Annotated in this window: 22 protein-coding genes; 9 read left to right on the forward strand and 13 right to left on the reverse strand. The window is 67.7% G+C overall.

The features are described 5' to 3' along the window. Positions 1-297: 297 nt before the first annotated feature. Positions 298-1,821, forward strand: a complete 1,524-nt coding sequence (gene ilvA / locus ACTJKF_RS14145) for a threonine ammonia-lyase, biosynthetic (RefSeq protein ID WP_440624142.1) — start codon at positions 298-300, stop codon at positions 1,819-1,821. A gap of 12 nt (positions 1,822-1,833) precedes the next feature. Further along, positions 1,834-2,664 carry an NADPH-dependent 7-cyano-7-deazaguanine reductase QueF gene (gene queF, locus ACTJKF_RS14150; protein WP_440624143.1) on the forward strand — a complete coding sequence of 277 codons (831 nt, stop codon included), beginning with the start codon at positions 1,834-1,836 and terminating at the stop codon, positions 2,662-2,664. Between the two features lie 92 nt (positions 2,665-2,756). Here the strand turns inward: queF and ACTJKF_RS14155 are convergent, their stop codons facing one another. The 5 genes from ACTJKF_RS14155 to ACTJKF_RS14175 form a co-directional block, all read right to left on the reverse strand. After that, complete coding sequence (locus ACTJKF_RS14155) at positions 2,757-3,110, reverse strand: DUF1493 family protein (RefSeq protein WP_440624144.1); 354 nt, start codon at positions 3,108-3,110, stop codon at positions 2,757-2,759. Beyond that, a complete protein-coding gene (locus tag ACTJKF_RS14160; RefSeq protein ID WP_174973027.1) occupies positions 3,110-3,544 on the reverse strand; it encodes an STM2901 family protein in 435 nt (144 codons plus the stop codon). The genes ACTJKF_RS14155 and ACTJKF_RS14160 overlap by 1 nt, the downstream gene beginning before the upstream one ends. A 250-nt stretch (positions 3,545-3,794) precedes the next feature. Then, entirely contained in the window at positions 3,795-4,181 is a 387-nt protein-coding gene (locus ACTJKF_RS14165; RefSeq protein WP_006751946.1) for a RidA family protein, read from the reverse strand. Between the two features lie 76 nt (positions 4,182-4,257). After that, positions 4,258-5,739, reverse strand: a complete 1,482-nt coding sequence (locus ACTJKF_RS14170; RefSeq protein ID WP_440624145.1) for an N-acyl-D-amino-acid deacylase family protein — start codon at positions 5,737-5,739, stop codon at positions 4,258-4,260. A 2-nt stretch (positions 5,740-5,741) separates the two neighbouring features. Further along, complete coding sequence (locus tag ACTJKF_RS14175; protein WP_440624146.1) at positions 5,742-6,677, reverse strand: MurR/RpiR family transcriptional regulator; 936 nt, start codon at positions 6,675-6,677, stop codon at positions 5,742-5,744. A 119-nt stretch (positions 6,678-6,796) separates the two neighbouring features. On the opposite strand from ACTJKF_RS14175, the gene ACTJKF_RS14180 reads away from it, so the two are divergent. Both ACTJKF_RS14180 and ACTJKF_RS14185 read left to right on the forward strand, forming a co-directional pair. Beyond that, positions 6,797-8,077: an amino acid deaminase gene (locus tag ACTJKF_RS14180; protein WP_440624147.1), complete on the forward strand. Its 1,281-nt coding sequence runs from the start codon at positions 6,797-6,799 to the stop codon at positions 8,075-8,077. A gap of 172 nt (positions 8,078-8,249) precedes the next feature. Then, the gene (locus ACTJKF_RS14185; RefSeq protein WP_440624148.1) at positions 8,250-8,831 is read left to right on the forward strand and encodes a DJ-1/PfpI family protein; all 582 of its coding nucleotides are present in this window, start codon (positions 8,250-8,252) and stop codon (positions 8,829-8,831) included. A gap of 145 nt (positions 8,832-8,976) precedes the next feature. Here the strand turns inward: ACTJKF_RS14185 and ACTJKF_RS14190 are convergent, their stop codons facing one another. Next, a complete protein-coding gene (locus ACTJKF_RS14190; RefSeq protein WP_440624149.1) occupies positions 8,977-9,423 on the reverse strand; it encodes a MarR family winged helix-turn-helix transcriptional regulator in 447 nt (148 codons plus the stop codon). A 26-nt stretch (positions 9,424-9,449) separates the two neighbouring features. Further along, a complete protein-coding gene (locus ACTJKF_RS14195) occupies positions 9,450-11,045 on the reverse strand; it encodes an MDR family MFS transporter (RefSeq protein ID WP_440624150.1) in 1,596 nt (531 codons plus the stop codon). A gap of 110 nt (positions 11,046-11,155) precedes the next feature. Between ACTJKF_RS14195 and ACTJKF_RS14200 the strand changes: the two genes are divergently transcribed. Beyond that, complete coding sequence (locus ACTJKF_RS14200) at positions 11,156-11,998, forward strand: EcsC family protein (protein WP_440624151.1); 843 nt, start codon at positions 11,156-11,158, stop codon at positions 11,996-11,998. Between the two features lie 253 nt (positions 11,999-12,251). On the opposite strand, the gene ACTJKF_RS14205 is transcribed toward ACTJKF_RS14200, so the two are convergent. The 4 genes from ACTJKF_RS14205 to ACTJKF_RS14220 form a co-directional block, all read right to left on the reverse strand. Further along, positions 12,252-12,686, reverse strand: a complete 435-nt coding sequence (locus tag ACTJKF_RS14205; RefSeq protein ID WP_440624152.1) for a CHRD domain-containing protein — start codon at positions 12,684-12,686, stop codon at positions 12,252-12,254. Between the two features lie 348 nt (positions 12,687-13,034). Beyond that, positions 13,035-13,808 carry a class II aldolase/adducin family protein gene (locus tag ACTJKF_RS14210; protein ID WP_440624153.1) on the reverse strand — a complete coding sequence of 258 codons (774 nt, stop codon included), beginning with the start codon at positions 13,806-13,808 and terminating at the stop codon, positions 13,035-13,037. Between the two features lie 256 nt (positions 13,809-14,064). Then, a complete protein-coding gene (locus ACTJKF_RS14215) occupies positions 14,065-15,690 on the reverse strand; it encodes a phospholipase D family protein (protein ID WP_440624154.1) in 1,626 nt (541 codons plus the stop codon). Between the two features lie 200 nt (positions 15,691-15,890). Next, the gene (locus tag ACTJKF_RS14220; RefSeq protein ID WP_440624155.1) at positions 15,891-16,607 is read right to left on the reverse strand and encodes a FadR/GntR family transcriptional regulator; all 717 of its coding nucleotides are present in this window, start codon (positions 16,605-16,607) and stop codon (positions 15,891-15,893) included. A 132-nt stretch (positions 16,608-16,739) separates the two neighbouring features. Here ACTJKF_RS14220 and ACTJKF_RS14225 point away from each other — a divergent pair, with 132 nt between their 5' ends. The 4 genes from ACTJKF_RS14225 to ACTJKF_RS14240 are packed head-to-tail and all read left to right on the forward strand — an operon-like array spanning position 16,740 to position 21,455. Continuing rightward, entirely contained in the window at positions 16,740-17,540 is an 801-nt protein-coding gene (locus tag ACTJKF_RS14225; RefSeq protein ID WP_440624156.1) for a (Fe-S)-binding protein, read from the forward strand. Further along, positions 17,537-18,262, forward strand: a complete 726-nt coding sequence (locus tag ACTJKF_RS14230) for a LutC/YkgG family protein (protein WP_440624157.1) — start codon at positions 17,537-17,539, stop codon at positions 18,260-18,262. Before ACTJKF_RS14225 ends, ACTJKF_RS14230 begins: the two co-directional genes overlap by 4 nt. Next, complete coding sequence (locus tag ACTJKF_RS14235; protein ID WP_440624158.1) at positions 18,259-19,704, forward strand: LutB/LldF family L-lactate oxidation iron-sulfur protein; 1,446 nt, start codon at positions 18,259-18,261, stop codon at positions 19,702-19,704. The genes ACTJKF_RS14230 and ACTJKF_RS14235 overlap by 4 nt, the downstream gene beginning before the upstream one ends. A gap of 50 nt (positions 19,705-19,754) precedes the next feature. Next, entirely contained in the window at positions 19,755-21,455 is a 1,701-nt protein-coding gene (locus ACTJKF_RS14240) for a lactate permease LctP family transporter (RefSeq protein ID WP_440624159.1), read from the forward strand. Positions 21,456-21,624: 169 nt separating this feature from the next. On the opposite strand, the gene ACTJKF_RS14245 is transcribed toward ACTJKF_RS14240, so the two are convergent. Further along, the gene (locus ACTJKF_RS14245) at positions 21,625-22,386 is read right to left on the reverse strand and encodes a M48 family metalloprotease (protein WP_440624160.1); all 762 of its coding nucleotides are present in this window, start codon (positions 22,384-22,386) and stop codon (positions 21,625-21,627) included. Between the two features lie 150 nt (positions 22,387-22,536). Further along, the gene (locus ACTJKF_RS14250) at positions 22,537-23,343 is read right to left on the reverse strand and encodes a glycosyltransferase family 2 protein (protein WP_440624161.1); all 807 of its coding nucleotides are present in this window, start codon (positions 23,341-23,343) and stop codon (positions 22,537-22,539) included. Positions 23,344-23,494 lie beyond the last annotated feature (151 nt).

Here is a 23,494-nt window from a genome sequence, read left to right on the forward strand (position 1 = left end):
ATTCAAAACGGAATTCTAACCCATGATCGAGCCGTCCGTGACACGCCGGACAGGTCGTGGGGCTTTCGCCGCAACCCGCGCCAGGCCTGGTTCGGCGCGGTTTTGCGCCGACATTCGCCGTCCGTCCGGTCGGTAACCGGGCAGTTAAACCGGTAAAAAAGGACGTTCGACGCAGCCAACACGCCCGCCGACGCGGTTCCGCGGCGGTGTGCCCGGCATGCCGCTTGCATTCGGGCGGACCCTTGGCGCTATCATTGATCCTTTACCGTCTGCTTTCCGCACTGCACGCGAGCGCCCATGGCATCCCACGATTACCTGAAGAAAATCCTCACCGCGCGCGTCTACGACGTCGCGCTCGAGACGGAACTCGAACCCGCCCGAAACCTGTCGGCCCGGCTGCGCAACCCCGTATACCTGAAGCGCGAGGACAACCAGCCGGTGTTCTCGTTCAAGCTGCGCGGCGCGTACAACAAGATGGCGCACATTCCGGCCGACGCGCTCGCGCGCGGCGTGATTACGGCATCGGCAGGCAACCATGCGCAGGGTGTCGCGTTTTCGGCGGCGCGGATGGGCGTGAAGGCCGTGATCGTCGTGCCCGTCACGACGCCGCAGGTGAAGGTCGATGCGGTGCGCGCGCACGGCGGCCCGAGCGTCGAGGTGATCCAGGCGGGCGAGTCGTACAGCGATGCGTACGCGCACGCGGTGAAGGTGCAGGCGGAACGCGACCTGACCTTCGTCCACCCGTTCGACGATCCGTACGTGATCGCCGGCCAGGGCACGATCGCGATGGAAATCCTGCGCCAGCACCAGGCGCCGATTCACGCGATCTTCGTGCCGATCGGCGGCGGCGGGCTCGCGGCCGGCGTGGCGGCCTACGTCAAGGCAGTGCGTCCGGAGATCAAGGTGTTCGGCGTGCAGGCCGAGGATTCGTGCGCGATGGCGCAGTCGCTGCAGAAGGGCGAACGCGTCGAGCTGAGCGAAGTCGGCCTGTTCGCGGACGGCACGGCGGTGAAACTCGTCGGCGAGGAAACGTTCCGGCTCTGCAGCGAATTCCTCGACGGCGTGGTGACGGTCGACACCGACGCGCTGTGCGCGGCGATCAAGGACGTGTTCCAGGACACGCGCAGCGTGCTCGAGCCGTCCGGCGCGCTCGCGGTCGCGGGCGCGAAACGCTATGCGGAACGCGAAGGGATCGAGAACCAGACGCTCGTCGCGGTCACGTCCGGCGCGAACATGAACTTCGACCGGATGCGCTTCGTCGCGGAGCGCGCGGAAGTCGGCGAGGCGCGCGAAGCCGTGTTCGCGGTCACGATCCCCGAGGAACGCGGCAGCTTCAAGCGCTTCTGCACGCTCGTCGGCGACCGCAACGTGACCGAGTTCAATTACCGGATCGCCGATGCGCAGTCCGCGCACATCTTCGTCGGCGTGCAGATCAAGCGGCGCGGCGAATCGGCCGAGATCGCCGCGAATTTCGAGTCGCACGGCTTCCAGACCGTCGACCTGACGCACGACGAGCTGTCGAAGGAGCACATCCGCTACATGGTGGGCGGCCGCTCGCCGCTCGCGCTCGACGAACGCCTGTTCCGCTTCGAATTCCCGGAACGGCCGGGCGCGCTGATGAAGTTCCTGTCGTCGATGGCGCCGGACTGGAACATCAGCCTGTTCCACTACCGCAACCAGGGCGCGGACTACAGCTCGATCCTCGTCGGGCTGCAGGTGCCGCCGGCCGATCGTGCCGAGTTCGAACGCTTCCTCGCCGCGCTCGGCTATCCGTATGTCGAAGAGAGCGCCAATCCGGCTTACCGCCTCTTCCTGTCGTAAAGGCTTCCTGCAATGAATCCCGAACACTCCCCGCTCGGCAAGGCCACCGTCTACGCGACGCAGTACGACGCGTCGCTGCTGTTCCCGATCCCGCGCGCCGGGGCGCGCGAGCAGCTCGGCATCACGTCGGCGCTGCCGTTCTTCGGCACCGACATCTGGAACGCCTACGAGCTGTCGTGGCTCAACGCGCGCGGCAAGCCGCAGCTCGCGGTCGCGACGTTCTACGTGCCGGCCGAATCGCCGAACATCGTCGAATCGAAGTCGTTCAAGCTGTATCTCGGCTCGTTCGCGCAATCGCAGTTCGACTCGGTCGACGCCGTGCGCGACGTACTGAAGCGCGACGTGTCGGCCGCGTGCGGCGCGACCGTGTCGGTGCAGCTCGTGTCGCCGCACGATTTCGGCAAGCTCGAGATGGAGGAGCTCGACGGGCTGTCGCTCGACCGGCTCGACCTCGACACCGACGTGTACGAACCCGATCCGTCGCTGCTGTCGGCGGCCGACGCCGAGGACGAAGCGCCGGTCGAGGAGACGCTCGTGTCCGACCTGCTGCGCTCGAACTGCCCGGTCACCGGGCAGCCCGACTGGGGCAGCGTGCAGATCCACTACGTCGGGCCGCAGATCGATCACGCGGGGCTGCTGCGCTACATCATCTCGTTCCGCAATCACACGGGCTTTCACGAGCAGTGCGTCGAGCGCATCTTCCTCGACATCCTGCATGCGTGCAAACCGGTGAAGCTCGCGGTGTATGCACGCTATACGCGCCGCGGCGGGCTGGATATCAACCCGTTCCGCACGAATTACAACCAACCGATGCCGGATAATGCGCGGACGGCGCGGCAGTAAATGACGCGGTGTTGGCGGGCATTGTGCGGCTCGCCAACATCGCGCATTGCCCGGCATCCGCCGGACACCGCGCTGTTCAAATATCCGATGTTTCACGGCAGCGCGGCCAATCGCGCGGCGTCCCATCTCCTTTCTACGGCCGCACGATGCAGCATCGCGAGCGTAATCGGTTCCCGTTTGAAGTCGTGCGGCTTTCGGAGCACCCATCGCAGGAATAGCGAATAGAGCAACCCTTCGCCTTCCATTAGGAAATATCTGTGGAAATCGAAATCGCCCGCATCCACGGCAAACCGTTCGAAAAAATGCCCGATGAAATCGTTGGCTTCGTCGCCGGTTTGACCCAAGTCTTCCCAGAGCCGAGTGCCAGCGGCGAGCGGCTTCGATGGACCGAGCCCCACCTCCGACCTGACAAAGGCCTCGATCTCGTCCCAACTCACGTTTTCCATCAGAACACCCTATCCTCGCGTTTGACTAGGCTGTTGTACCTGGAGACCGTGCCGTGAACGATCGCGAACACGTCACGCGCAAGCAGCGCCCAACCCACGCCGGGGACGGCACGTCCGACGAACACGCTGAGCTTATGGGTCAAGATGATCCGAAACGACTTGATGCTCTGCAGCGTCACGGTTGGTAAAACCTTCCTGTTCAACTGGTAGCGGAAAATCGATCGCGCCATCACGGATGCGACGGACGTTCCTTTCGTCGCGCCGCCGAATTTCTGCCGCGTCGGCAAAACCGGCCAGCCCGCCAGGATCAGGATCACAGCTTCGACATCGTCGATCCCGGCCCGTGCACACGTCTCTTCTACAGCCACAAAAAAGAAAAGCTCGGCGGGTGTGAGATCCGAATGAACGCCGTAGCGGTATGTATTGCTCGTCATGGTGCGACTTCACGAATCGTTGATCGGGAAGACGACCATACCCAGCAATCCATTTAGTCTGCTCGCTCGAATTTCATGATGCTCGTTGCGAATTACGCGTCCATCACTGCCGTCACCCGCCAGACGGACCTATCGTCTCGCGCTCTCATCGACAGGATTCTATTCAAAGTGTAAAAATTCAGTGCCAACACAACAAGGCCGGTGCACGTCAATGCACCGGCCTTGTCGTACAGCTTCCGCCCTCGCCGCGTTACTTCGCCGGCGCCTTGTAAGCGATGCAGTCGACCTCGACCTTGCAGTCGATGACCATGCTCGACTGCACGCACGCGCGTGCCGGCGGATGCTCGCCGAAGTACGACACGAACACCTTGTTGAACGACGCGAAATCGCGAGCGTCGTCGAGCCACACGCCGCAGCGCACGACGTGTTCGAGGCCGTAGCCGGCTTCCTTCAGGATCGCGATCACGTTCTCGATCGTCTGCTTCGACTGCGTGACGATCCCGCCTTCGACGACCTCGCCGTTCACCATCGGCGTCTGGCCCGACACGTACAGCCAGCCGTCGGCCTCGACCGCACGCGCAAACGGCATCACCTGGCCGCCGGTGCCCTTCGCTTCGCCTACGCCATATCGCTTCATCGTTTCACTCCTTGTTTCGGTTACGAATGCGCGCACCGACGATGGCGCGCGCGGTAGATCGGAACAACGACCGCGTTCAGAACGCGGCGTCGGCACTCGCCGCCACGCGCTCGCCGCGTGCGACGAAACCGCCGGCGCGCTCGCCGGTCGGCCGGCCGTTCTCGTAAGTCAGCACGCCGTTCACCCACACCGCGTCGATCCCGTGAGCGGGCTGCTGCGGCTGCTCGAACGTCGCCGCATCGATCACGCGCGCCGGATCGAACAGCACGAGATCCGCGTGGTAGCCGACGTGCACCTCGCCGCGCCGCGCGATCCCGTAGCGACGCGCGGACAGCGACGTCATCTTGCGGATCGCCTCTTCGAGCGGCAGCAGGTCCGTGTCGCGCACGTAATGGCCGAGCACGCGCGGGAACGCCCCCCACAACCGCGGGTGCGGCAGCGGATCGTTCGGCAGGCCGTCCGAGCCGACCATCGTCGCCGGATGCGACAGGATCCTGCGCACGTCGTCCTCGGACATGTTGTGATACACGGCGCCGGCCGGGCGAATCCGCTGCGCGGCTTCCTGCTCGGTCACGCCCCAGTCGGCCGCGATCGCCTTCAGCAGCTTGCCCGCGACTTCCGGATGCGGCTCCGACCACGTGATCGTGATGTCGATGTCGCCCGTCACCTGCTTCAGGTCGAGCGTCGACGAGCTGCGGCTGTACGGATAGCAGTCGCAGCCGACCGGCTGGTAGCGGCGCGCGCCTTCGAGCGATGCGAGCACCTCGGTGCTGCGCCCCCAGTTCGACGGGCCCGCGCACTTCAGGTGCGAGATCACGACCGGCACGCGAGCATGGCGGCCGACCTGGTACGCCTCTTCCATCGCATCGAGGATCGCGTCGAACTCGGTGCGCATGTGCGTCGTGTACAGCGCGCCCGCCTTCGCGAGCGGCTCGGCCAGCGCCATCACTTCCTCGGCCGGCGCCGCGAACGCGGAACCGTACGCGAGGCCGGACGACAGCCCGAGCGCGCCGTTCGCGAGCGCTTCCTCGAGCTGCGTGCGCATGCCGGCGATTTCGCCGTCGGTCGCCGCGCGGTCGAGGCGGTCCATCTGGTTGTTGCGCAACGCGGTATGCCCGACGAGCGCCGCGACGTTCACCGCCGGACGCGCTTCGTTCACCGCCGCGACATAGGCGGCGAAGGTCGGGTAGCGGAACGCGTCGCGCTCGCCGAGCAGGTTCATCGGATCGGGCGGATCGCCCGCGAGCGTCACCGGCGACGCGCTGATCCCGCAGTTGCCCACGATCACGGTCGTCACGCCCTGCGAGATCTTCGGCAGCATCTCCGGCGCGCGGATCACGTGTGTGTCGTCGTGCGTGTGCACGTCGACGAAGCCGGGCGCGAGCGCGCGGCCGTTCGCATCGACGATGGTCTCGGCGAGCCAGTTCGACAGGTTGCCGATCGCCGCGATCACGCCGTTGCGGATTGCGACGTCGCGCGTGACGGGCGGCGCGCCGGTGCCGTCGTACAGCTGCGCGCCGACGATCAGCGTATCGGCGGCTTCGGGATGCGAATGCATGGTCAGTCTCCTACCGGTTGACGGTCTCCGCCGCCGCGGTGCGCATCGAGCGCATGCTTGATGCGGCGCAGCGATTCTCGGCCCGCATCGCCGAGCCGCAGCGCGACTCCGGTGACGAGCACGTCGATCGCCATCATCATCGCGTAGCGCGATGTCGAAGGCTTGTAAATGAAATCGGTTTCGAACGCGACGACCGGGATCAGGTGGTCCGCGAGCTTCGCGAGCGGCGACGCCGGCGCGGTGATCGCGATCAGCTTCGCGCCGTAGCGCTTCGCGAGGCGGCAGCTCTCGAGCAGCTCGGGCACGCGCCCGCTCACCGACAGCGCGACGACCACGGCGTCGCGCGACAGCGTCGCCGACACCATCCGCTGCAGCAGGCTGTCCTGGTAGCTCGCGACCGGCCGGCCGAAGCGCACGAGCCGGAAGCGCAGTTCGTCGGCGAGCGCGGTCGAGCCGCCGCCCTGCCCGTACACGTAGATCATCTTCGCGCCGGCGAGCAGGTCGGCCGCCGCGTCGAACGACGTGTTGCGCAGCAGCTGGTGGTTGTGCGCGAGCGCCACGCGGATCTCGTCGTAGACGACCGACGCCGGGCTCGTGTCTTCCTCGGCATGCTCGTCGGACGGCACGAGAAAGCGCTGGCCGACGGCGGCCGCCTGCGCGACGAGCACCTTCAGTTCGCGCACGTCGCGACAGCCGACGGCCTTCGCGAACCGCGTGACCGTCGCGACGCTGACTTCCGCGTCGCGGGCCAGCGCGCCGATGCTCGCATGCGCGGCGCGCGCGAGATCGGCGAGGATGAACGCGGCGACCTTGCGTTCGGCTTCGCGCAGCTCGGGCGCGCATTCGGCGATTCGCGCGACGATGTCGAGGACCGGCTGGGCGGCCGGAACCGATTGCTCGACTGCGAACGGAGCGGACGGGGTGGCGGGCGTATTCATCTGCTGAAAAGGGTGTGGCGCCTCATGTTACTAAATAACATTACCGCGCAGATGCTACTTTCTGTACCATCTGCATGTCAACTTCAGTGCAATGCATAGTGATGATGGAGCGGGATGACATGAAAGTTACAAACTATCAGGAACCGACAATCAATCCGTTGGGCAAGGGCCTCGGCAACCTGCCGAGCGCCAGCGTGCCGCTCGACGACGCGGGCCGCCTCGAGTGGAGCCTGCTCGCGGAAGACGTCAGCCTGCCGGCCGCCGTGCTGTACGCCGATCGCATCGAACACAATCTGAACTGGATGCAGGCGTTCGTCCAGCAATACGGCGTGCAGTTCGCGCCGCACGGCAAGACGACGATGGCGCCGCAACTGTTCCGCCGCCAGCTCGCCGCCGGCGCGTGGGGCATCACGCTCGCGACCGCGCACCAGACGCAGGCCGCGTATCACGGCGGCGTGCGCCGCGTGCTGCTCGCGAACCAGCTGGTCGGTCGCCAGAACATGACGATCATCGCGGAGCTGCTGTCCGATCCCGACTTCGAATTCTTCTGCCTTGTCGATTCGGCCGACAGCGTCGACCAGCTCGGCCGCTTCTTCGGCGACGCGAAGAAGACGCTGAACGTGCTGATCGAACTCGGCGTGCCCGGCGGCCGCGCAGGCGTGCGCGATGCCGCGCAGCGCCAGGCCGTGCTCGACGCGATCGCGCGCTATCCGGACACGCTGAAGCTGGCCGGCATCGAGCTCTACGAAGGCGTGCTGAAGGAGGAAGGCGAGATCCGCGCATTCCTGCAGGCCGCGGTCGCGCTCACGCGCGAGCTGGCCGAAGCCGGCCGCTTCGCACGCACGCCGGCGATCCTGTCGGGCGCCGGTTCGGCATGGTACGACGTGGTCGCGGAGGAATTCGCGAAGGCATCCGACGCCGGATTCGCGGAAGTCGTGCTGCGTCCGGGTTGCTACCTGACGCACGACGTCGGCATCTACAAGAAGGCGCAGACCGACGTGTTCGCGCGCAACCCGATCGCCCGCAAGATGGGAGAAGGGCTGCTGCCGGCGCTGCAGCTCTGGGCGTACGTGCAATCGGTACCGGAAGCCGACCGCGCGATCATCGCGCTCGGCAAGCGCGATGCGGCATTCGACGCGGGCCTGCCGGAGCCGGCGCGCCACTTCCGCCCGGGCCGCGACAGCGCGCCGCGCGACGTGGCCGCGAGCGAAGGCTGGGCCGTCACCGGGATGATGGACCAGCACGCGTACCTGCAGATCCCGCCGGGCGCGGACGTGAAGGTCGGCGACATGGTCGCGTTCGACATCTCGCACCCGTGCCTGACGTTCGACAAGTGGCGCCAGTTGCTCGTCCTCGATCCGCAGTTCCGCGTGACGGAAGTCGTCGAAACGTTCTTCTGACGCGCCCCACGCACCACCCGGCCGCCCCGCCGCCGCGCGGGGCGGCCGTCACGCGCGCTTCAATCTGCCGGAGTACACTGCGCTTTCGTCCTCGGGGCCGTTTCGTCGCCGTCGCGCCCGTCTGCCGCGCCCGGCGCGAACGGACCCTCAACGCTGTTCAATGGAGAGCGCCATGGCCGCGAAGAAGATCCTGTTCCTGACCGGCGATTTCGCCGAAGACTACGAAACGATGGTGCCGTTCCAGGCGCTGCAGGCCGTCGGCCATCACGTCGATGCAGTCTGCCCGGGCAAGCGCGCGGGCGACAAGGTCAAGACCGCGATCCACGATTTCGAGGGCGACCAGACCTACACCGAAAAGCCCGGCCACAACTTCACGCTGAACGCGACATTCGACGACGTCGATGCGTCGGGCTACGACGCGCTCGCGATCGCGGGCGGCCGCGCGCCCGAATACCTGCGTCTCGATGCGAAGGTGATCGCACTGGTGCGCGCGTTCTCGGAAGCCGGCAAGCCGATCGCCGCGATCTGCCACGCGGCGCAACTGCTCGCGGCCGCCGACGTGATCCGCGGCAAGCGCATCTCGGCCTACCCGGCCTGCGCGCCCGAAGTGAAGCTCGCGGGCGGCGAATACGCGGACATTCCGGTCGACGCAGCCGTGACCGACGCGCCGTTCGTCACCGCACCCGCGTGGCCCGCGCATCCGGCATGGCTCGCGCAGTTCCTCGCACTGCTCGGTACGCGCATCGAGCTGTGAACCCCGTCGAAGTGAAATGAGTTGAAGTGAAGCGCCGGCCGGCGGCGGGTTGGAGCCATCCTCGCGCAACCCGTCGATCGCCCCGGTCGCGAGAACGGCCGACGGGCGCCTCCCCCCGTCGTGCCGCGTGCCCTGCCCTTCACCTTCAGTGCGATGCCGGCGTCGAGCCGGCATCCGCGATCCGCGACTCCAGCATCGCCAGCGCACCCGACAGCGCATTCAGCACGTCGTCCGGCAGCTGCGCCACCGTCCGGTCGAGGAACGCCGTGCGGCGCGGCAGGCATGCGTCGAACGCGACGCGGCCGTCGGCGGTCAGCGTGACGTTGGTCACGCGATTGTCGCGGGCATCGGACGCGCGCTCGATCCAGCCGAGCGCATCGAGCGACTTCAACTGGCGCGTGAGCGCGCCCGGATCGATGCGCAGCACTTCGACGAGCTTCTTCTGCGAAGCATGCCCGCCCAGCGTGTGCAGCGCGACCATGATGCGCCAGCGCGGCATCGGCTGCCCGACGTGCGTTTCGAACGCGGTCATGAATGCGCGATACGTGCGTCCGAATTGCTGCAAGATCGCGACGCGGTCCTGTTCTTCCATGCGCTCAGTTCTGTTCGTTGAATCGGTCAATCGGCCGCGACATGCGGTTCGATCTTGCGCCGCAGCGCGATCGGCGGCACCCGGCGGCACTGCCACACCGACACCACGGCGACGAAGGCCGCCATCGCGACGCCCAGGTGAATCGCGCCGACCAGCGATTCGCGGGCCGCTTCCAGCAGCAGCGCGCCATTATGCCCGGCGCGGGTCAGCTCCGCGACGAGACCGCCTTGCGCGGCGCGATCGATCAGGATCTGCGGATCGGCGAGCTGCGCATGCCACTGCAGTGCGTGGTCGCCCGACAGCGCATCGCGCACGCCGCTCGAATACAGCTGGTTGACGAGCGTGCCCGTCAGCGCGGTGCCGATCATGCCGCCCACCATCCGCAGCGACTGCAGCAGCGCGGTCGCGATGCCGAGATGCTCGCGGCCGGCCGTCTGCTGCGCGAACACGGTAAGGTTCGGCAGCACGAAGCCGAGGCCGATGCCGCCCGCGACCATCAGCGCCATCAGCACCCAGGTCGGCGTGGTGTGCGTCGCCACGACGATGCCCGCGCACGCGATCGCGAACAGCACGAAGCCGACGTGCAGCATCGCGTTCGGATTGCGGATGCGCGTGACGACGCGGCCGTTCATGATGCTGCCGATCGTGATGAACACGACGAGCGGCGTGATCACGAGCCCCGCCTCCTTCGGCGACATCCCGAAGCCGCCCTGGAACAGCAGCGGCGCGTAGAACAGCAGCGAGAACATCGAGAAGCCGGCAAGGATCGCGAGCACGAACAGCGCCGACAGCGCGCGGTTGCCGAACATGTCGAACGGCAGAATCGGCTGCGCGCAGCGCTTTTCCCAATGCCACAAGCCGACGCCGGCGCCCACCGCGACGACCAGCAGCAGCGACGCCCAGCTCAGCACACCATACTTCGGCAGCCATTCGACGAACAGCTGCAGCGCGCCGAGCGACAGCGCGATCAGGAGCGCGCCGGGCCAGTCGAGCCGCATCTTGCGCTCGTGTGCGACTTGCCGCAGGTGCGGCAGGTAGCGCCACACGAAGAACAGCGACAGCAGGCCGACCGGCAGGTTCACGTAGAACACCGAGCGCCAGCCGAACGACTGGGTCAGGAAACCGCCGAGCGACGGCCCGACCGCGTTCGCGATACCGAACGCGGAGCTCATCAGCACCTGCCAGCGCAGCCGCACGACGGAATCGGGGAACAGGTCGGGAATGCACGCGAAGGCGGTGCCGACCAGCATCCCGCCGCCGATCCCCTGCAGGCCGCGTGCGAGCACCAGCGACAGCATGTCGTTCGCCATCCCGCACAGCACCGACGCGGCGGTAAACACGACGATCGACGCGATGACGAACGGCTTGCGGCCGTAGTAGTCGCCGAGGCGGCCGAAGATCGGCACCGTAATCACGGAACTGAGCAGGTACGAGGTCGCGACCCACGCGTACAGGTCGAAGCCCCGCAACTCGGCGACGATGGTCGGCAACGCGGTGCCGACGACCGTCTGGTCGAGCGCGACGAGCATGGTGACGAACGAGATCCCGATCATCGCCAGCAGCGATTCTCGGAACGGCAGGACTTGCCCACTCGAATGGTGGGCGGCAGTATGGACGGCCATTTTTTGCTGATGCAACTTTTGACGAGTCAAACAATCTCAAAATTCTAGCACGCCGGAGTAATCTAGGCTGGCGAGGGTTCAGGGCCGGTTCCCGGCCCGCAAGGAGAAAGATGGAACCGATTTCAATCATGCCTGCCGCGACACTGTCGCCGGAAGACCAGGACGCATTGCGGCGCGCGAAGCAGGTGCTGGAAAGCCCGTCGCTGACGATGAAGCTGACGGGCGTGCTGGGTGCGCCGGTCGAGAAGATGATCGCGCGGCTGCCGGACTTCGCGACGGGCAAGATCAACGACGCGACGCAACTCGCGCTGCGCAAGTGCCTGAACATCGCGCTGCGCACGCTCGGCAAGCCGCAGGCACCCGATGCCGAGCCGGACAAGCCGAGCAACCTGCTGCACAAGCTCGCGGTCGCGACGACCGGCGCGGCGGGCGGCGCGTTCGGCTTCCTCGCGCTGCCGGTCGAGCTGCCGGTGACGACCACGCTGATCTTCCGCTCGGTGTGCGACATCGCGCGCAGCGAGGGCGAGGACCTGAGTTCGGTGGATACGCAGTTGCAGTGCCTGGCCGTGCTCGGCATGGGCGGTCATCCGGACAAGCACGACGAGGAGGCCGATCTCGGCTATTTCGTGCTGCGCGGCGCGCTCGCGCAGGCGATTTCGAAGGCGTCGTCGGACATCACGACCAAAGGGATCGCCGCGCACAGCTCGGCGGCGGTGTTCAAGCTCGTGCAGACGGTCGCATCGCGCTTTTCGGTGCAGGTCACCGAGCAGATGGCCGCGAAGTCGATCCCGGCGATCGGCGCGGTGCTCGGCGCGACCGTCAACACGCTGTTCATCGACCACTTCCAGCAGATGGCGCACGGCCACTTCACCGTGCGCCGGCTCGAGCGCAAGTACGGCTCGGTGGCCGTGAAGGCCGCGTATCAGGCGATCGACGGCTCGCCCGCGCGCTGAACCGCCCGTTCGACCGCGACGCGGCGCAGGAACGCGGCCGCCCGGTCGAGTGCGGCGCGCGACACCGGCACCATCGGCATGTACCGCTGCCACACGTACGGGATGTCAGGCCTCGTCCGCCCATACATCGAACGGCAAAGAACGCCGCATTGGCGGCCGCGCTATCCTCCCCCTTGCCCTGAAGGACCGGGTTTCACACGCATTCAGGTCAAACGCCGGCGCGCGTTCCGCCGGCGCGCCTGGTTCACCGGCTTCAGTTCGCCGGCATCACCTGGCCGCGGATCTCGCCGGACGGATGCTCCTTCGTGTGCACGTTGAAATACCACTTGCCGCCCATCAGGTCGGTCACCTGCGCGTCGGTCAGCTCCTTCGAGCCCTTGATCGGGCTCGCGAGCGCGTCCTTCGCGATCGGCACCTGCACGCCGGCGTTCTGGCCGACCGGTGCCGGCCCGTGGAAGTGCGCGGCGGTCGCCGGCCCCGTGAGGTGTTCGTAAGTCACCGTCCACTGCAGCTTGTGCGTGGCCGTGTCGTAGGTGGCGTCGACGGCGCCGGAGCCCTTCGTCGCGGTGGGCGGCACCTCGCTCGACGGCTGCAGGTTGGCGGACAGGCGCACCGTCTCGGCGGCGGCACTGCCGGCGGCCAGCACGCCCGCGAGCAACGCCACCTGGAGCAAACGCGGCTTCACCATGAATCCTCCTTGTACGACGTGGTATGCCACCCGGCCGGGGGCGTTACATGATGGTAGTCGATCGCCGCCGATCCGGCAGCCTGCCTGAACCTGGAAGAGACCTTTGCAGCGGAAGCCCTGAATCCGCGCCTGGCCTTTCGCTACACTTCGTCTCACAGTTGCTTGTTTCCTTCGTCCGAAGGAGTCTGCGAGTATTCGCGCGGCCATCCGGCCGCGTTTTTTTTGCCCGCGCCGCATCCGCACGGCATGCCCACACCGTCATTCGCAAGCACCACCGCGAATTACCGAGCATCGCGAATCGATTTTCGCCGACGGATCTCCGATCGCCGGCGCGCGGACGATCGCGCCTCACGCGCGATAGCCGGGGTCGATGCGATCGACGATGCGCTGCAACGCATCGAACGCATCCTGCCCCGCGCCGTGCTTCGGATCGAAATTCAGTGAATCCCGCACGCAGCCCTCGAGCACGGACGGCGCAATCGCCAGCGCGTCGCCGATCGCGTGCGTCGCGACCTGCACCTCGCACGCGCGATTGAGCAGCCACATCAGCGAGAAAGTCTGCGCGAGCGTCGCGCCGATCGTCACGGGCCCGTGGTTGCGCAGCAGCAGCACGGGCCGCCCGCCGGCGCTCGCGACGATGCGCCGCCCTTCCTCGAGATGCACGGTGATGCCCTCGAAATCGTGATACGCGATCTTCCCGTACAGCTGCGCCGAATAGAAGTTCGAGAACGACAGCCCGTCGCGCGAGCAGCACACGGCCATCGTGGGCGTCGTGTGCACATGCATCACGCAGTGCGCGTCGGGCAGCGCCGCATGGATCGCGCTGTGAAACGTGAAGCCCGCCGGGTTGATCGGCCAGTCGGAATGGCCGATCACGTTGCCGTCGATGTCGATCTTCACGAGGTTCGACGCGCAGACTTCGCGGTAATGGAGCCCGAACGGGTTGATCAGGAAATGACCGTCCTCGCCCGGCACGCGCAGCGAGATATGGTTGTAGATCAGCTCGGTCCAGCCGAGATGATCGAAGATCCGGTAGGCGGCCGCGAGCTGCACGCGCGCCTGCCATTCGGCTTCGGAGAAACGGGCGGGACGCGTGAACGGCTGGTTCGGTACACGTTGCATGAGGCACTCCGGTTGCGGGCGGGCACGGTGGCCGCGGGCGGCTGCGCGCATCGTCCTTCGTCTCCTGGCGCCGCACGCATGCATGGCGTGCATGGCGTGCAATGGCGCGTGCGGCGCATCGTTCGGCACCGCGCCGGCCCGCCATGCGCGAGCCGCCCGGCGGCACCCTTCACGATACGCATATAGTTGCGCACACAACCATATCACCTTTCCCCGCGCACCGGTATCGCGGGTTTGGCCCGAGCCGTTCGGGCCCTTACAACTGATCGTCGACCGGCAGCAGCATGAAGAGGCCAGTCATCACGTTGCGCAGCAGGCCCGCATGCGGATCGACGTGATAGGTGGTCGGCTGACCGCCGTCGACACCGGTCCATTCGAGTGCGGGCGAACCGCCGTCCTGCTGCTTCGCGAGCGTGACGCGATAGCTTTCGTCAGGCTGCGTCGCGCGCGCGAAGATTGCCGCGGCCTGCTGCGCGAGCACCGGGCTGTGGATCACGAGCGCCAGCTCGGTATTGAGGTGCGCCGAGCGCGGGTCGAGGTTGAGGGAACCGATCACGAGGATGCGCCGGTCGATGACGTAGGCCTTCGCATGCAGGCTCGCACGCGAGCGCGAGCCAAACAGCCGCGGCGGCGCCTGATCGGGCTGCGCCTTGAATTCGTACAGCTCGACGCCGTGCCGCAGCAACGGCACGCGGTACGGCGCGTAGCCGGCCTGCACCGCAACCGCATCGGTCGCGGCGAGCGAGTTGGTCAGGATCGCGACGCGCACGCCGCGCGCGGTCGTGTCGCCGAGGATCTTCACGCCCGCGTCGTGCGGCACGAAATACGGCGAAAACGCGAGGAATTCCTGCTGCGCGCCGCGCGTCAGCTCGACGAGACGCTGCATCGGCGGGCTCACGTACGCATCGGTCGGCCGCGCGACCTTGTCCGGCGCGTCGACCTGGAATTCGGCCGGCGCCCACACGAGCCCGAGCTCGTCGCGCGCGATCTGCTGCGCGAGCGGTGTCGCGTTCAGCGGCTTCGCGTTGTACGGGTCGGCGTTCTTGCGCCAGTGCTCGCGCAACTCGTCGCGCATCGCGTCGAGATCCTTCGGATCGAACTTCTGATGATTCAGCACGCGCAACGGATAGCTGCTCGCGCTCGCCCAGTAGTCGTCGAAGCTCTTCGAGATGTCGTTCGTCACGGGGCCGGCCGCGAGCACGTCGAGATCGCGGAACTGAAGCGTCGGGCTCGCGCTGAAATATTCGTCGCCGAGATTGCGGCCGCCGACGATCGCGAGCTGGTTGTCCGTGATCATCGCCTTGTTGTGCATCCGGCGCGTGAAGCTGTCGATGCGCGTGAAGAAATTGGCCGTGCGCTCGACCATCCCTTGCTGCGACGCGCCGAACGGGTTGAACACGCGAATCTCGATGTTCGGGTGCGTATTCAGCGCGGCCATGACGCGATCGATATCGCGGAAGTTCAGGTCGTCGACCAGCATCCGCACGCGCACGCCGCGATCGGCCGCGTACAGCGCGGCACCCAGCAGCAGCTTGCCGGTCGTGTCCTCGGTCGCGATGTAGTACTGCATGTCGAGCGTCTTGGTCGCCGCGCGCGCGAGCGCGATGCGCATCTGCAGCGCGGTCGCGCCGTCGGGCAGCAGCCGGAAGCCCGACTGGCCCGGATGCGCGGCTTCCGGTCCGACCAGCGCGTCGCGCAGCGGCGTCGCGGCCGAGGCCGGCAACGCGTGCGAGACGGGACGATCGAGCGTGGTGGCGGGCGGGTGCGTCGCGCACGCGGCGACCAGCGACAGCAGCATGCCTACGGCGAGCGCGCGGGCCGGGCGGCACGCGGCGCGCCACGACAGCGCGACCGGCGTGCGCCGGATCAAAGACGTGAGCACGGAAGCTTCCTCGACAGGCGGATCAATGGGTCGACAATTGCCGCGGCGCGCGGCTGACGAGCGGTTCCGGCCGATTCTAGTGGGCGCCCGACGAACCGGTCAATCGCGCGGCCCGCGCATGCGGCAGCCGCCCCGAACGGCGGGCCGCCACGCGCGACCGGCCGCCAGGCGGGCCGCCGGCGCGCATGGTCCAACCAATCTCACGGCGCGTCGCCGCTTTGCTCGAAGTGGCTGCGCACGTAGTCGATATGGGTCTGCATCGCCGTGCGCGCTTCTTCGGGCCGGTGCCCGCAGATCGCGTCGCAGACCACCCGGTGCTGCAGCAACAGCAGCTCGGACGCCCGCTCGTCGTGCGTCGTCATCCCCGTGACGTTGATCGAAATGTGCTCGCGCAGCATCCCGATCACGCTCGTATGCAGGTGCAGGAACATCGTGTTGTGCGACGCGAGCGCGATCGCCTCGTGCAGCTTCGCGTCGGTCGACGCCTCGATGGCCGCATCGTCGTTCGCATGCGCGGTTTCGAGTTCGCGCAGCAGCGCGCGGATCCGGCGCCGGTCGTTCGCGTCGGCGCGCAGCGCGGCGAAATACGCGGTCGCGCCTTCGAGCACGCGGCGGAATTCGAGAATGTCGTCGCGCAGCGCCGGGTGGTCGGCGACCAGCTGGCCCCACGGCGACGCGATGCCCGCGCGCAACTGGTCGGTCACGTACACGCCCGCGCCGCGCCGGCTCTGCAGCAACCCGCGCGCGACGAGCCGCTGGGTCGCCTCGCGCACCGTGTTGCGCGCGACGCCGTACTGCTGCGCGAGCACGCGCTCGGCCGGCAGCCGCGCGCCGGCCGGCCAGGTGCCGTCGAGCAGCGCCGTCTCGATCTTGCGCATCACCACTTCGGTCCGGCCCCGTGCCGTCATCGCCGCCATCGTCGTGTCCCCTCCGAATGCCCGCCGCGCCGATTGGCCCAACCAATTTGAGCTGCGGCGCCATCGCGGGAATTATGCAGCGAAACCGTCGTCCCGCATTCGCATGCCGGGCCGTCGCCCCTGGAGCGAGACATGAACGAAAGGCACTACCCCGCCGCCGCCCCCGCGCACGTGTATCTGTTCGCGACCTGCCTGGTCGACCTGTTCGTCCCCGAAGCCGGGCTCGACGCGGTCCGCCTGCTGGAGCGCGAAGGCCTGACCGTCCACTATCCGCGCGGCCAGAGCTGCTGCGGGCAGCCGGCCTACAGCAGCGGCAATCCCGACGAAGCGCGCCGCGTCGCGGCTGCGCAGCTCGACCTGTTCGCGCAAGCATGGCCCGTGATCGTGCCGTCCGGCTCGTGCGCGGGCATGATCCGGCACCATTGGCCGGCCCTGTTCGCCGACGATCCCGTTCACGGCCCCAAGGCGCGCGAGATCGCGGAGCGCACCTACGAACTCACCGAATTCCTCGTCCACGTACTCGACGTGCGGCTCGACGGCGTCGCAGCGAACCCCGCTGCCGACGAACGCGTGGCGCTGCACACGTCCTGCGCGGCCCGCCGCGAGATGGGCACGCGGATGCACGGCGTCGCGCTCGTCGATGCGCTGCCGGGCGTCACGCGCATCGAGCACGAACGCGAATCGGAATGCTGCGGCTTCGGCGGCACGTTCTCGCTGAAGCACCCCGATATCTCCGGCGCGATGGTGCGCGACAAGGTCGCGTCGGCCTGTGCGACCGGCTGCGACCGGCTCGTCTCGGCGGACTGCGGCTGCCTGCTGAACATCGGTCACGCGGCGACCAAGGCCGGCGCGGCACTGCCCGTCGAGCATCTCGCGAGTTTCCTGTGGCGCCGCACGGCCGGCGCCGCGTCACTGCGCGGAGACAAGCAATGAGCGCGCGCGACGCGATCCTCGCGCGCCTGCGCGCCGCGGCACCCGGTATCGCCACGCATGCCGTGTCCGCGCTCGATGTGCGCATCGACACGCATTACATGACCCGCCGCGCGGCGAGCGCGCCCGATCCGCACGCGCTCGCCCGGACGATGCAGGCCGCGCTGGCCGCGTCGCACGCGCAAGTCTGGTGCGCGAGCGCCGACGCATGGCCCGCGCAGCTTGCCGCGCGCCTCGCCGAAGCCGGCGTGAAGCGCCTGCTGCTCGACCCGGCCCGCGCCGAATCCGCGGCCCTCGCCCGTGCGTTGCCCGACGCGGTCGCGCCGGTGCCGTTCGACCGGCCGATCGATGTGTGGAAGGCCGAGCTGTTCGACACGATCGATGCGGGCTTCACCGTCGCGCGCTCGGGCATCGCGGCGACCGGCACCGTCGTGCTCGCCCCCGACGCGGGCACACCGCGCACGGTGTCGCTGGTACCGCCGCTGCACATCGCGCTCGTGCATGCGCGCACGCTGCATGCGGACCTTCACGCGGCCGTGCAGGCAGAGCGCTGGCATGCCGGCATGCCGACCAACGTCGTGCTGGTGTCGGGCCCGTCGAAGACGTCCGACATCCAGCAGACGCTCGCGTACGGCGCACACGGCCCGCGCAACCTGTGGGTCGTGATCGTCACCGAACCGATCGACGAACCGACCGCAACCGCTTGCCAGGACCTGCCGCGATGAGCGACCAACCGCTGCAATTCGTCGCCCCCGGCGACTTCAAGGCCCGCGCGCGCGCCGCGCTCGACGACCCCGCGCTGCGCCAGAGCTTTCGCGGCGCGATGGACTTCCTGCAAGGCAAGCGCGCGACCCAGTTCCCCGACGATACCGAGCTGCAGCAGCTGCGCGATCTCGGCGAAGCCGTGCGGCAGCACGCGCTCGCGCAACTGCCCGCGCTGCTGGAGCGGCTCGAGGCGCAGCTCACCGCGGCCGGCGTGCACGTGCACTGGGCCGAGACGGCCGCCGACGCGAACGCGATCGTGCTCGGCATCGCGCAGACGAAGAAGGCGCGCCGCGTGATCAAGGGCAAGTCGATGGCAAGCGAGGAAATCGAGCTGAACCATTACCTCGCGGATCACGGCGTCGACTGCATCGAGTCCGACATGGGCGAATTCATCGTGCAGCTCGCGGGCGAGAAGCCGTCGCACATCGTGATGCCGGCGATCCACAAGACCCGCGGCGACATCGCCGAACTGTTCGAGGAACACATCCCCGGCACGCGCTACACGGAGGACGTCGACGAGCTGATCCAGACCGGCCGGCGCGCGCTGCGCCACGCGTTCGCGGAAGCCGACATCGGCCTGTCCGGCGTGAACTTCGCGGCGGCCGACACGGGCACGCTGTGGCTCGTCGAGAACGAAGGAAACGGCCGGCTGTCGACCACCGTGCCCGACACGCACGTCGCAATCATGGGAATCGAGAAGGTCGTCGAGAAACTCGAGCACATCGTGCCGCTGTCGAGCCTGCTCACACGTTCGGCCACCGGCCAGGCGATCACGACCTACTTCAACCTGATCTCGGGCCCGCGCCGCGACGGCGAACGCGACGGCCCGCGCGAGCTGCATCTGGTGCTGCTCGACAACGGCCGCACGCAGGCCTACGCGGACGAGCAGCTGCGCGCGACGCTGCAATGCATCCGCTGCGGCGCATGCATGAACCACTGCCCCGTCTACACGCGGATCGGCGGCCACGCCTACGGGACGACCTACCCGGGCCCGATCGGCAAGATCATCTCGCCGCACCTGCTCGGCCTCGACGCGACGGCCGACCTGCCGACCGCGTCGACGCTGTGCGGCGCATGCGGCGAGGTGTGTCCGGTCCGGATTCCGATTCCGCAGTTGCTGGTGCGGCTGCGCACCGAGGCGAACCGCAAGCCCGACGAGCCCGTCGCGCATCCGCTGCGCGGCCAGGGCGCGAACTACACCCGCGCGGAAGACCTCGTATGGCGCTTCTGGTCGGGCGCGTTCGCGCATCCGCGCGCGTATCGCGCGTTCCGCTGGACCGCGACGCGGCTGCGCGCGCTGACGCCCGCGAAGCAGATGGGCTGGACCCGGCACCGCACGCCGCTCGAGCCCGCGCCGCGCAGCCTGTCCGACCTGCTGCGCGCACGCGGCCAGCCCGAATAGCCCATTCGTTTTCAAACCCGTACCACTAGAAATCCATGGAGGAGACACCCATGCAGGTTTGGCATCAGATCTACACGCCGCTCGGCAGCCTCGGGCTGTCGGCGTTCGTCGCCGCAATTCCGATCATCTTCTTTTTCGTCGCGCTCGCCGCGCTGCGGATGAAGGGGCACGTCGCCGCCGCGATCACGTTGCTGCTGGCGCTCGGCGTCGCGGTCCTCGCGTACGGGATGCCCGTGCGGCAGGCGCTCGCGGCAGCCGGTTTCGGCTTCGCGTACGGCCTGTGGCCGATCGCGTGGATCATCGTCGCGGCGGTGTTCCTGTACAAGATCGTCGTGAAGACCGGCCAGTTCGACATCATCCGCGCGTCGGTGCTGTCGATCACCGACGACCAGCGGCTGCAGATGCTGCTGATCGGCTTCTCGTTCGGCGCGTTCCTCGAAGGCGCGGCCGGATTCGGCGCGCCCGTCGCCATCACGGCCGCGCTGCTGGTCGGCCTCGGCTTCAAGCCGCTGCACGCGGCCGGACTGTGTCTGATTGCAAACACCGCGCCGGTCGCGTTCGGCGCGATGGGCATTCCGATCATCGTCGCCGGGCAGGTGACGGGCATCGATCCGTTCCACATCGGCGCGATGGCCGGCCGCCAGTTGCCGCTGCTGTCGCTCGCGGTGCCGTTCTGGCTCGTGTTCATGATGGACGGGGTGCGCGGCGTGCGGCAGACGTGGCCCGCCGCGCTCGTCGCGGGCGGCAGCTTCGCGCTCACGCAGTACTTCACGTCGAACCATATCGGGCCCGAGCTGCCGGACATCACGTCGTCGCTCGTCAGCCTCGTGTCGCTCGCCGCGTTCCTGAAGGTCTGGCAGCCAAGCAGCGCGAAGCAGGCGGCCGGCGGCCTCGTCGCGTCCGGCGGCGGTGCGGCGCTCGCCGGCTTCGGCTCGGGCGGCAACGGTTCGGGCACGACCCGCCAGCCGTCGCCGTACACGCTCGCGCAGACGGTGCGCGCGTGGTCGCCGTTCCTGATCCTGACGGCCGTCGTCACCGTGTGGAGCATCGCGCCGTTCAAGGCACTGTTCGCCGCGCACGGCGCGCTCGCGTCGACCATCCTCAAGTTCCACGTGGCCGGGCTCGACCAGCTGGTCGTGAAGACCGCGCCGATCGCCGCGACGCCGAAGGCGCTCGACGCGGTGCTGAAGATCGATCTCGTGTCGGCGGTGGGCAGCGCGATCCTCGTGACCGCGCTGATCTCGATGGCGCTGCTGCGGATGAAGCCGCGCGACGCGCTCGTCACGTTCGGCGAAACGCTGAAGGAGCTCACGCGCCCGATCCTGTCGATCGGCCTCGTGCTCGCGTTCGCGTTCGTCGCGAACTACTCGGGGATGTCGTCGACGCTCGCGCTGATGCTGGCTGCGACGGGCGCCGCGTTCCCGTTCTTCTCGCCGTTCCTCGGCTGGCTCGGCGTGTTCCTGACCGGCTCGGATACGTCGTCGAACGCCCTGTTCTGCTCGCTGCAGCAAGCGACCGCGCACCAACTCGGCGTGCCCGAGACGCTCGCGGTCGCCGCCAACACGACGGGCGGCGTGACCGCGAAGATGATCTCGCCGCAGTCGATCGCCGTCGCGTGCGCGGCGACGGGCCTCGTCGGCAAGGAGTCGGAGCTGTTCCGCTTCACGGTACGTCACAGCCTGCTGTTCGCGGCGATCGTCGGCCTGATCACGCTCGTGCAGGCGTACGTGCTGCCGGGAATGGTGCCGTAAGCGAAGCGGCGCGGCCGCTTTCCTGGCCTTTCCTTCCCTTTCCTTCCCTTTCCTGGCATTTCCTGGCATTTCCTGGCCCCTGAAAGACAAAACCCCACGCCCGAAAGAGCGTGGGGTTTTCCACATCGTCATCGCGGGCGCCGGACCGGGCCGGCGCGTCGATCCGCGATCAGCTGCCCTTCGCGATCCGATCCTGGATGTGCTGCGCACGGCTCGCCGACGACGGGTGCGAGCTCATCATCGAGCTCTTGCCGCCATCGAGTTGCGCGAGCTTCTGGAACGCGGTGACGAGGCCCTTCTGGTTCATGCTCTTCTGCTTCATCAGATCGAACGAGTAGTCGTCCGCCGCGCTTTCCTGCGTCTGCGAGAATTGCGCGTTGATGAACTTCTCGGTGATGTCGCCGAGCTGCGAGCTCGTCAGGGCCGCGACGCCCGGCGAAGCCGCGCCGGCCGCGGTACGCGCCGCGCTCACCGCGTAGGCGGTCTGCATCGCCTTCTTCGAGTGCCCCAGTGCGACGTGGCCCATTTCATGACCGATCACGCCGCGCAGTTCGTCGTCGTTCATCATGTCCATCAGGCCGCTGTACACGCGCACGCAGCCGTTGCCCATCGCCCACGCGTTGACGTCCTTGGTCATGTAGACCTTGTAGTTGATCTTCTGGCCGTTCAGCGTCATGTCGCCGAAGCCCTTCATCACCTTCGTCAGGCGCTTCGCATACGCGCTGTTCGGCGCGGCGAGCTTCGATTCGGCGTCGCTCGCCTTGCACGAGTCGTTCGACAGTGCCGCGATGTCGCTGTCCGACAGCGTCGCTGCCTTGAACAGGCTGGTCCCCGCCGACGTCAGACTGTTTGCGTCGAGACTCTGTACCCCGCCGCACGCGCTCAACAGGAACGCCATGCCACACGCTGCCGCCGCTTTCTTGATATGCATTCCGGATCTCTCGGTAGTTGTATTTGGAAGCGGCGATTTTGCATAATCCGGCAGGAAATTACCAGATGTTTACATCGAATGACAATTTTATTACCGACCGATCCGGAATAAATCGCCGAATCGACCGGCCGATTGATGACAAGCAGTCGGTCAATCGCCGCGGCCGGGCGACCGGCTGAGCGCAGAACGGGACCGGCGCGTGAGCCGCCGCGCGACCAGCATCGGCAGCCGCACCACGAAACCGGCGAAGAGCCGCAGGTGCATCCACACGAGCAGCGCGTTGTCGCGCCCGTAGTGGAAATGCGACACGCCGCCCTCGTGCGCGCCGAAGTAGCGCACCGGCGCGTCGATGCGGATCGGCCGCACGCCGGCCCAGCACAGCCGCACGGCTGCTTCCGGGTCGAAGTCGAAGCCGCGCATCCACGGCTGCCGATGCATGATCGCGGCGAGCGGCGCGACCGGATACACGCGAAAGCCATACAGCGAATCGCCGATCCCGGCCCACAGCGTCTCGAGGTCGGCCCAGCCATTCGACAGCCGCCGGCCCTGCACGCGCAGTTGCGGCGCGCTCGCGTCGAACTTCGGCAGGCCAAGCACCATCGCGTCCGGCAGCGCCTGCGATGTGGCCATGAATTCGGGAATCAGGTCGACCGGATGCTGGCCGTCGGAATCCATCGTCAGCACGTGCGTGAAGCCGCTCGCGGCCGCCGCGTCGAGCCCGGCGAGCACCGCCGCGCCCTTGCCGCGGTTCTCCGGCAACACGATCACGCGCAGCCCCGGATCGCGCTCGGCCATCGCCTGCAGCCGCTCGGCGCTGCCGTCGGTGCTGCCGTCGACGACGACCCACACCGGATTCCACTGCGCGCGGGCGTTGCGCACAGTCGTATCGACCTTGGCGCCCGGGTTGTAGCTCGGAATCAGCACGAGATGGGTGGACGAGGCGTGCAGCTTGGACATGGGAACGGCCGGTTGCGAAGACGGTGATCCTGACAAAAGTTCATGACCCGCAGGCGACCGCCGGCAGGCTACGTCGACGCCGGGCGACGGTTCGCGCAGCGTCAGGTCCGCGCGCGTCACGACGGCGGCTCCGATGGATGGCCGGGGCTCG

Source organism: Burkholderia sp. 22313, assembly GCF_052045245.1.
Classification (GTDB): Bacteria; Pseudomonadota; Gammaproteobacteria; order Burkholderiales; family Burkholderiaceae; genus Burkholderia.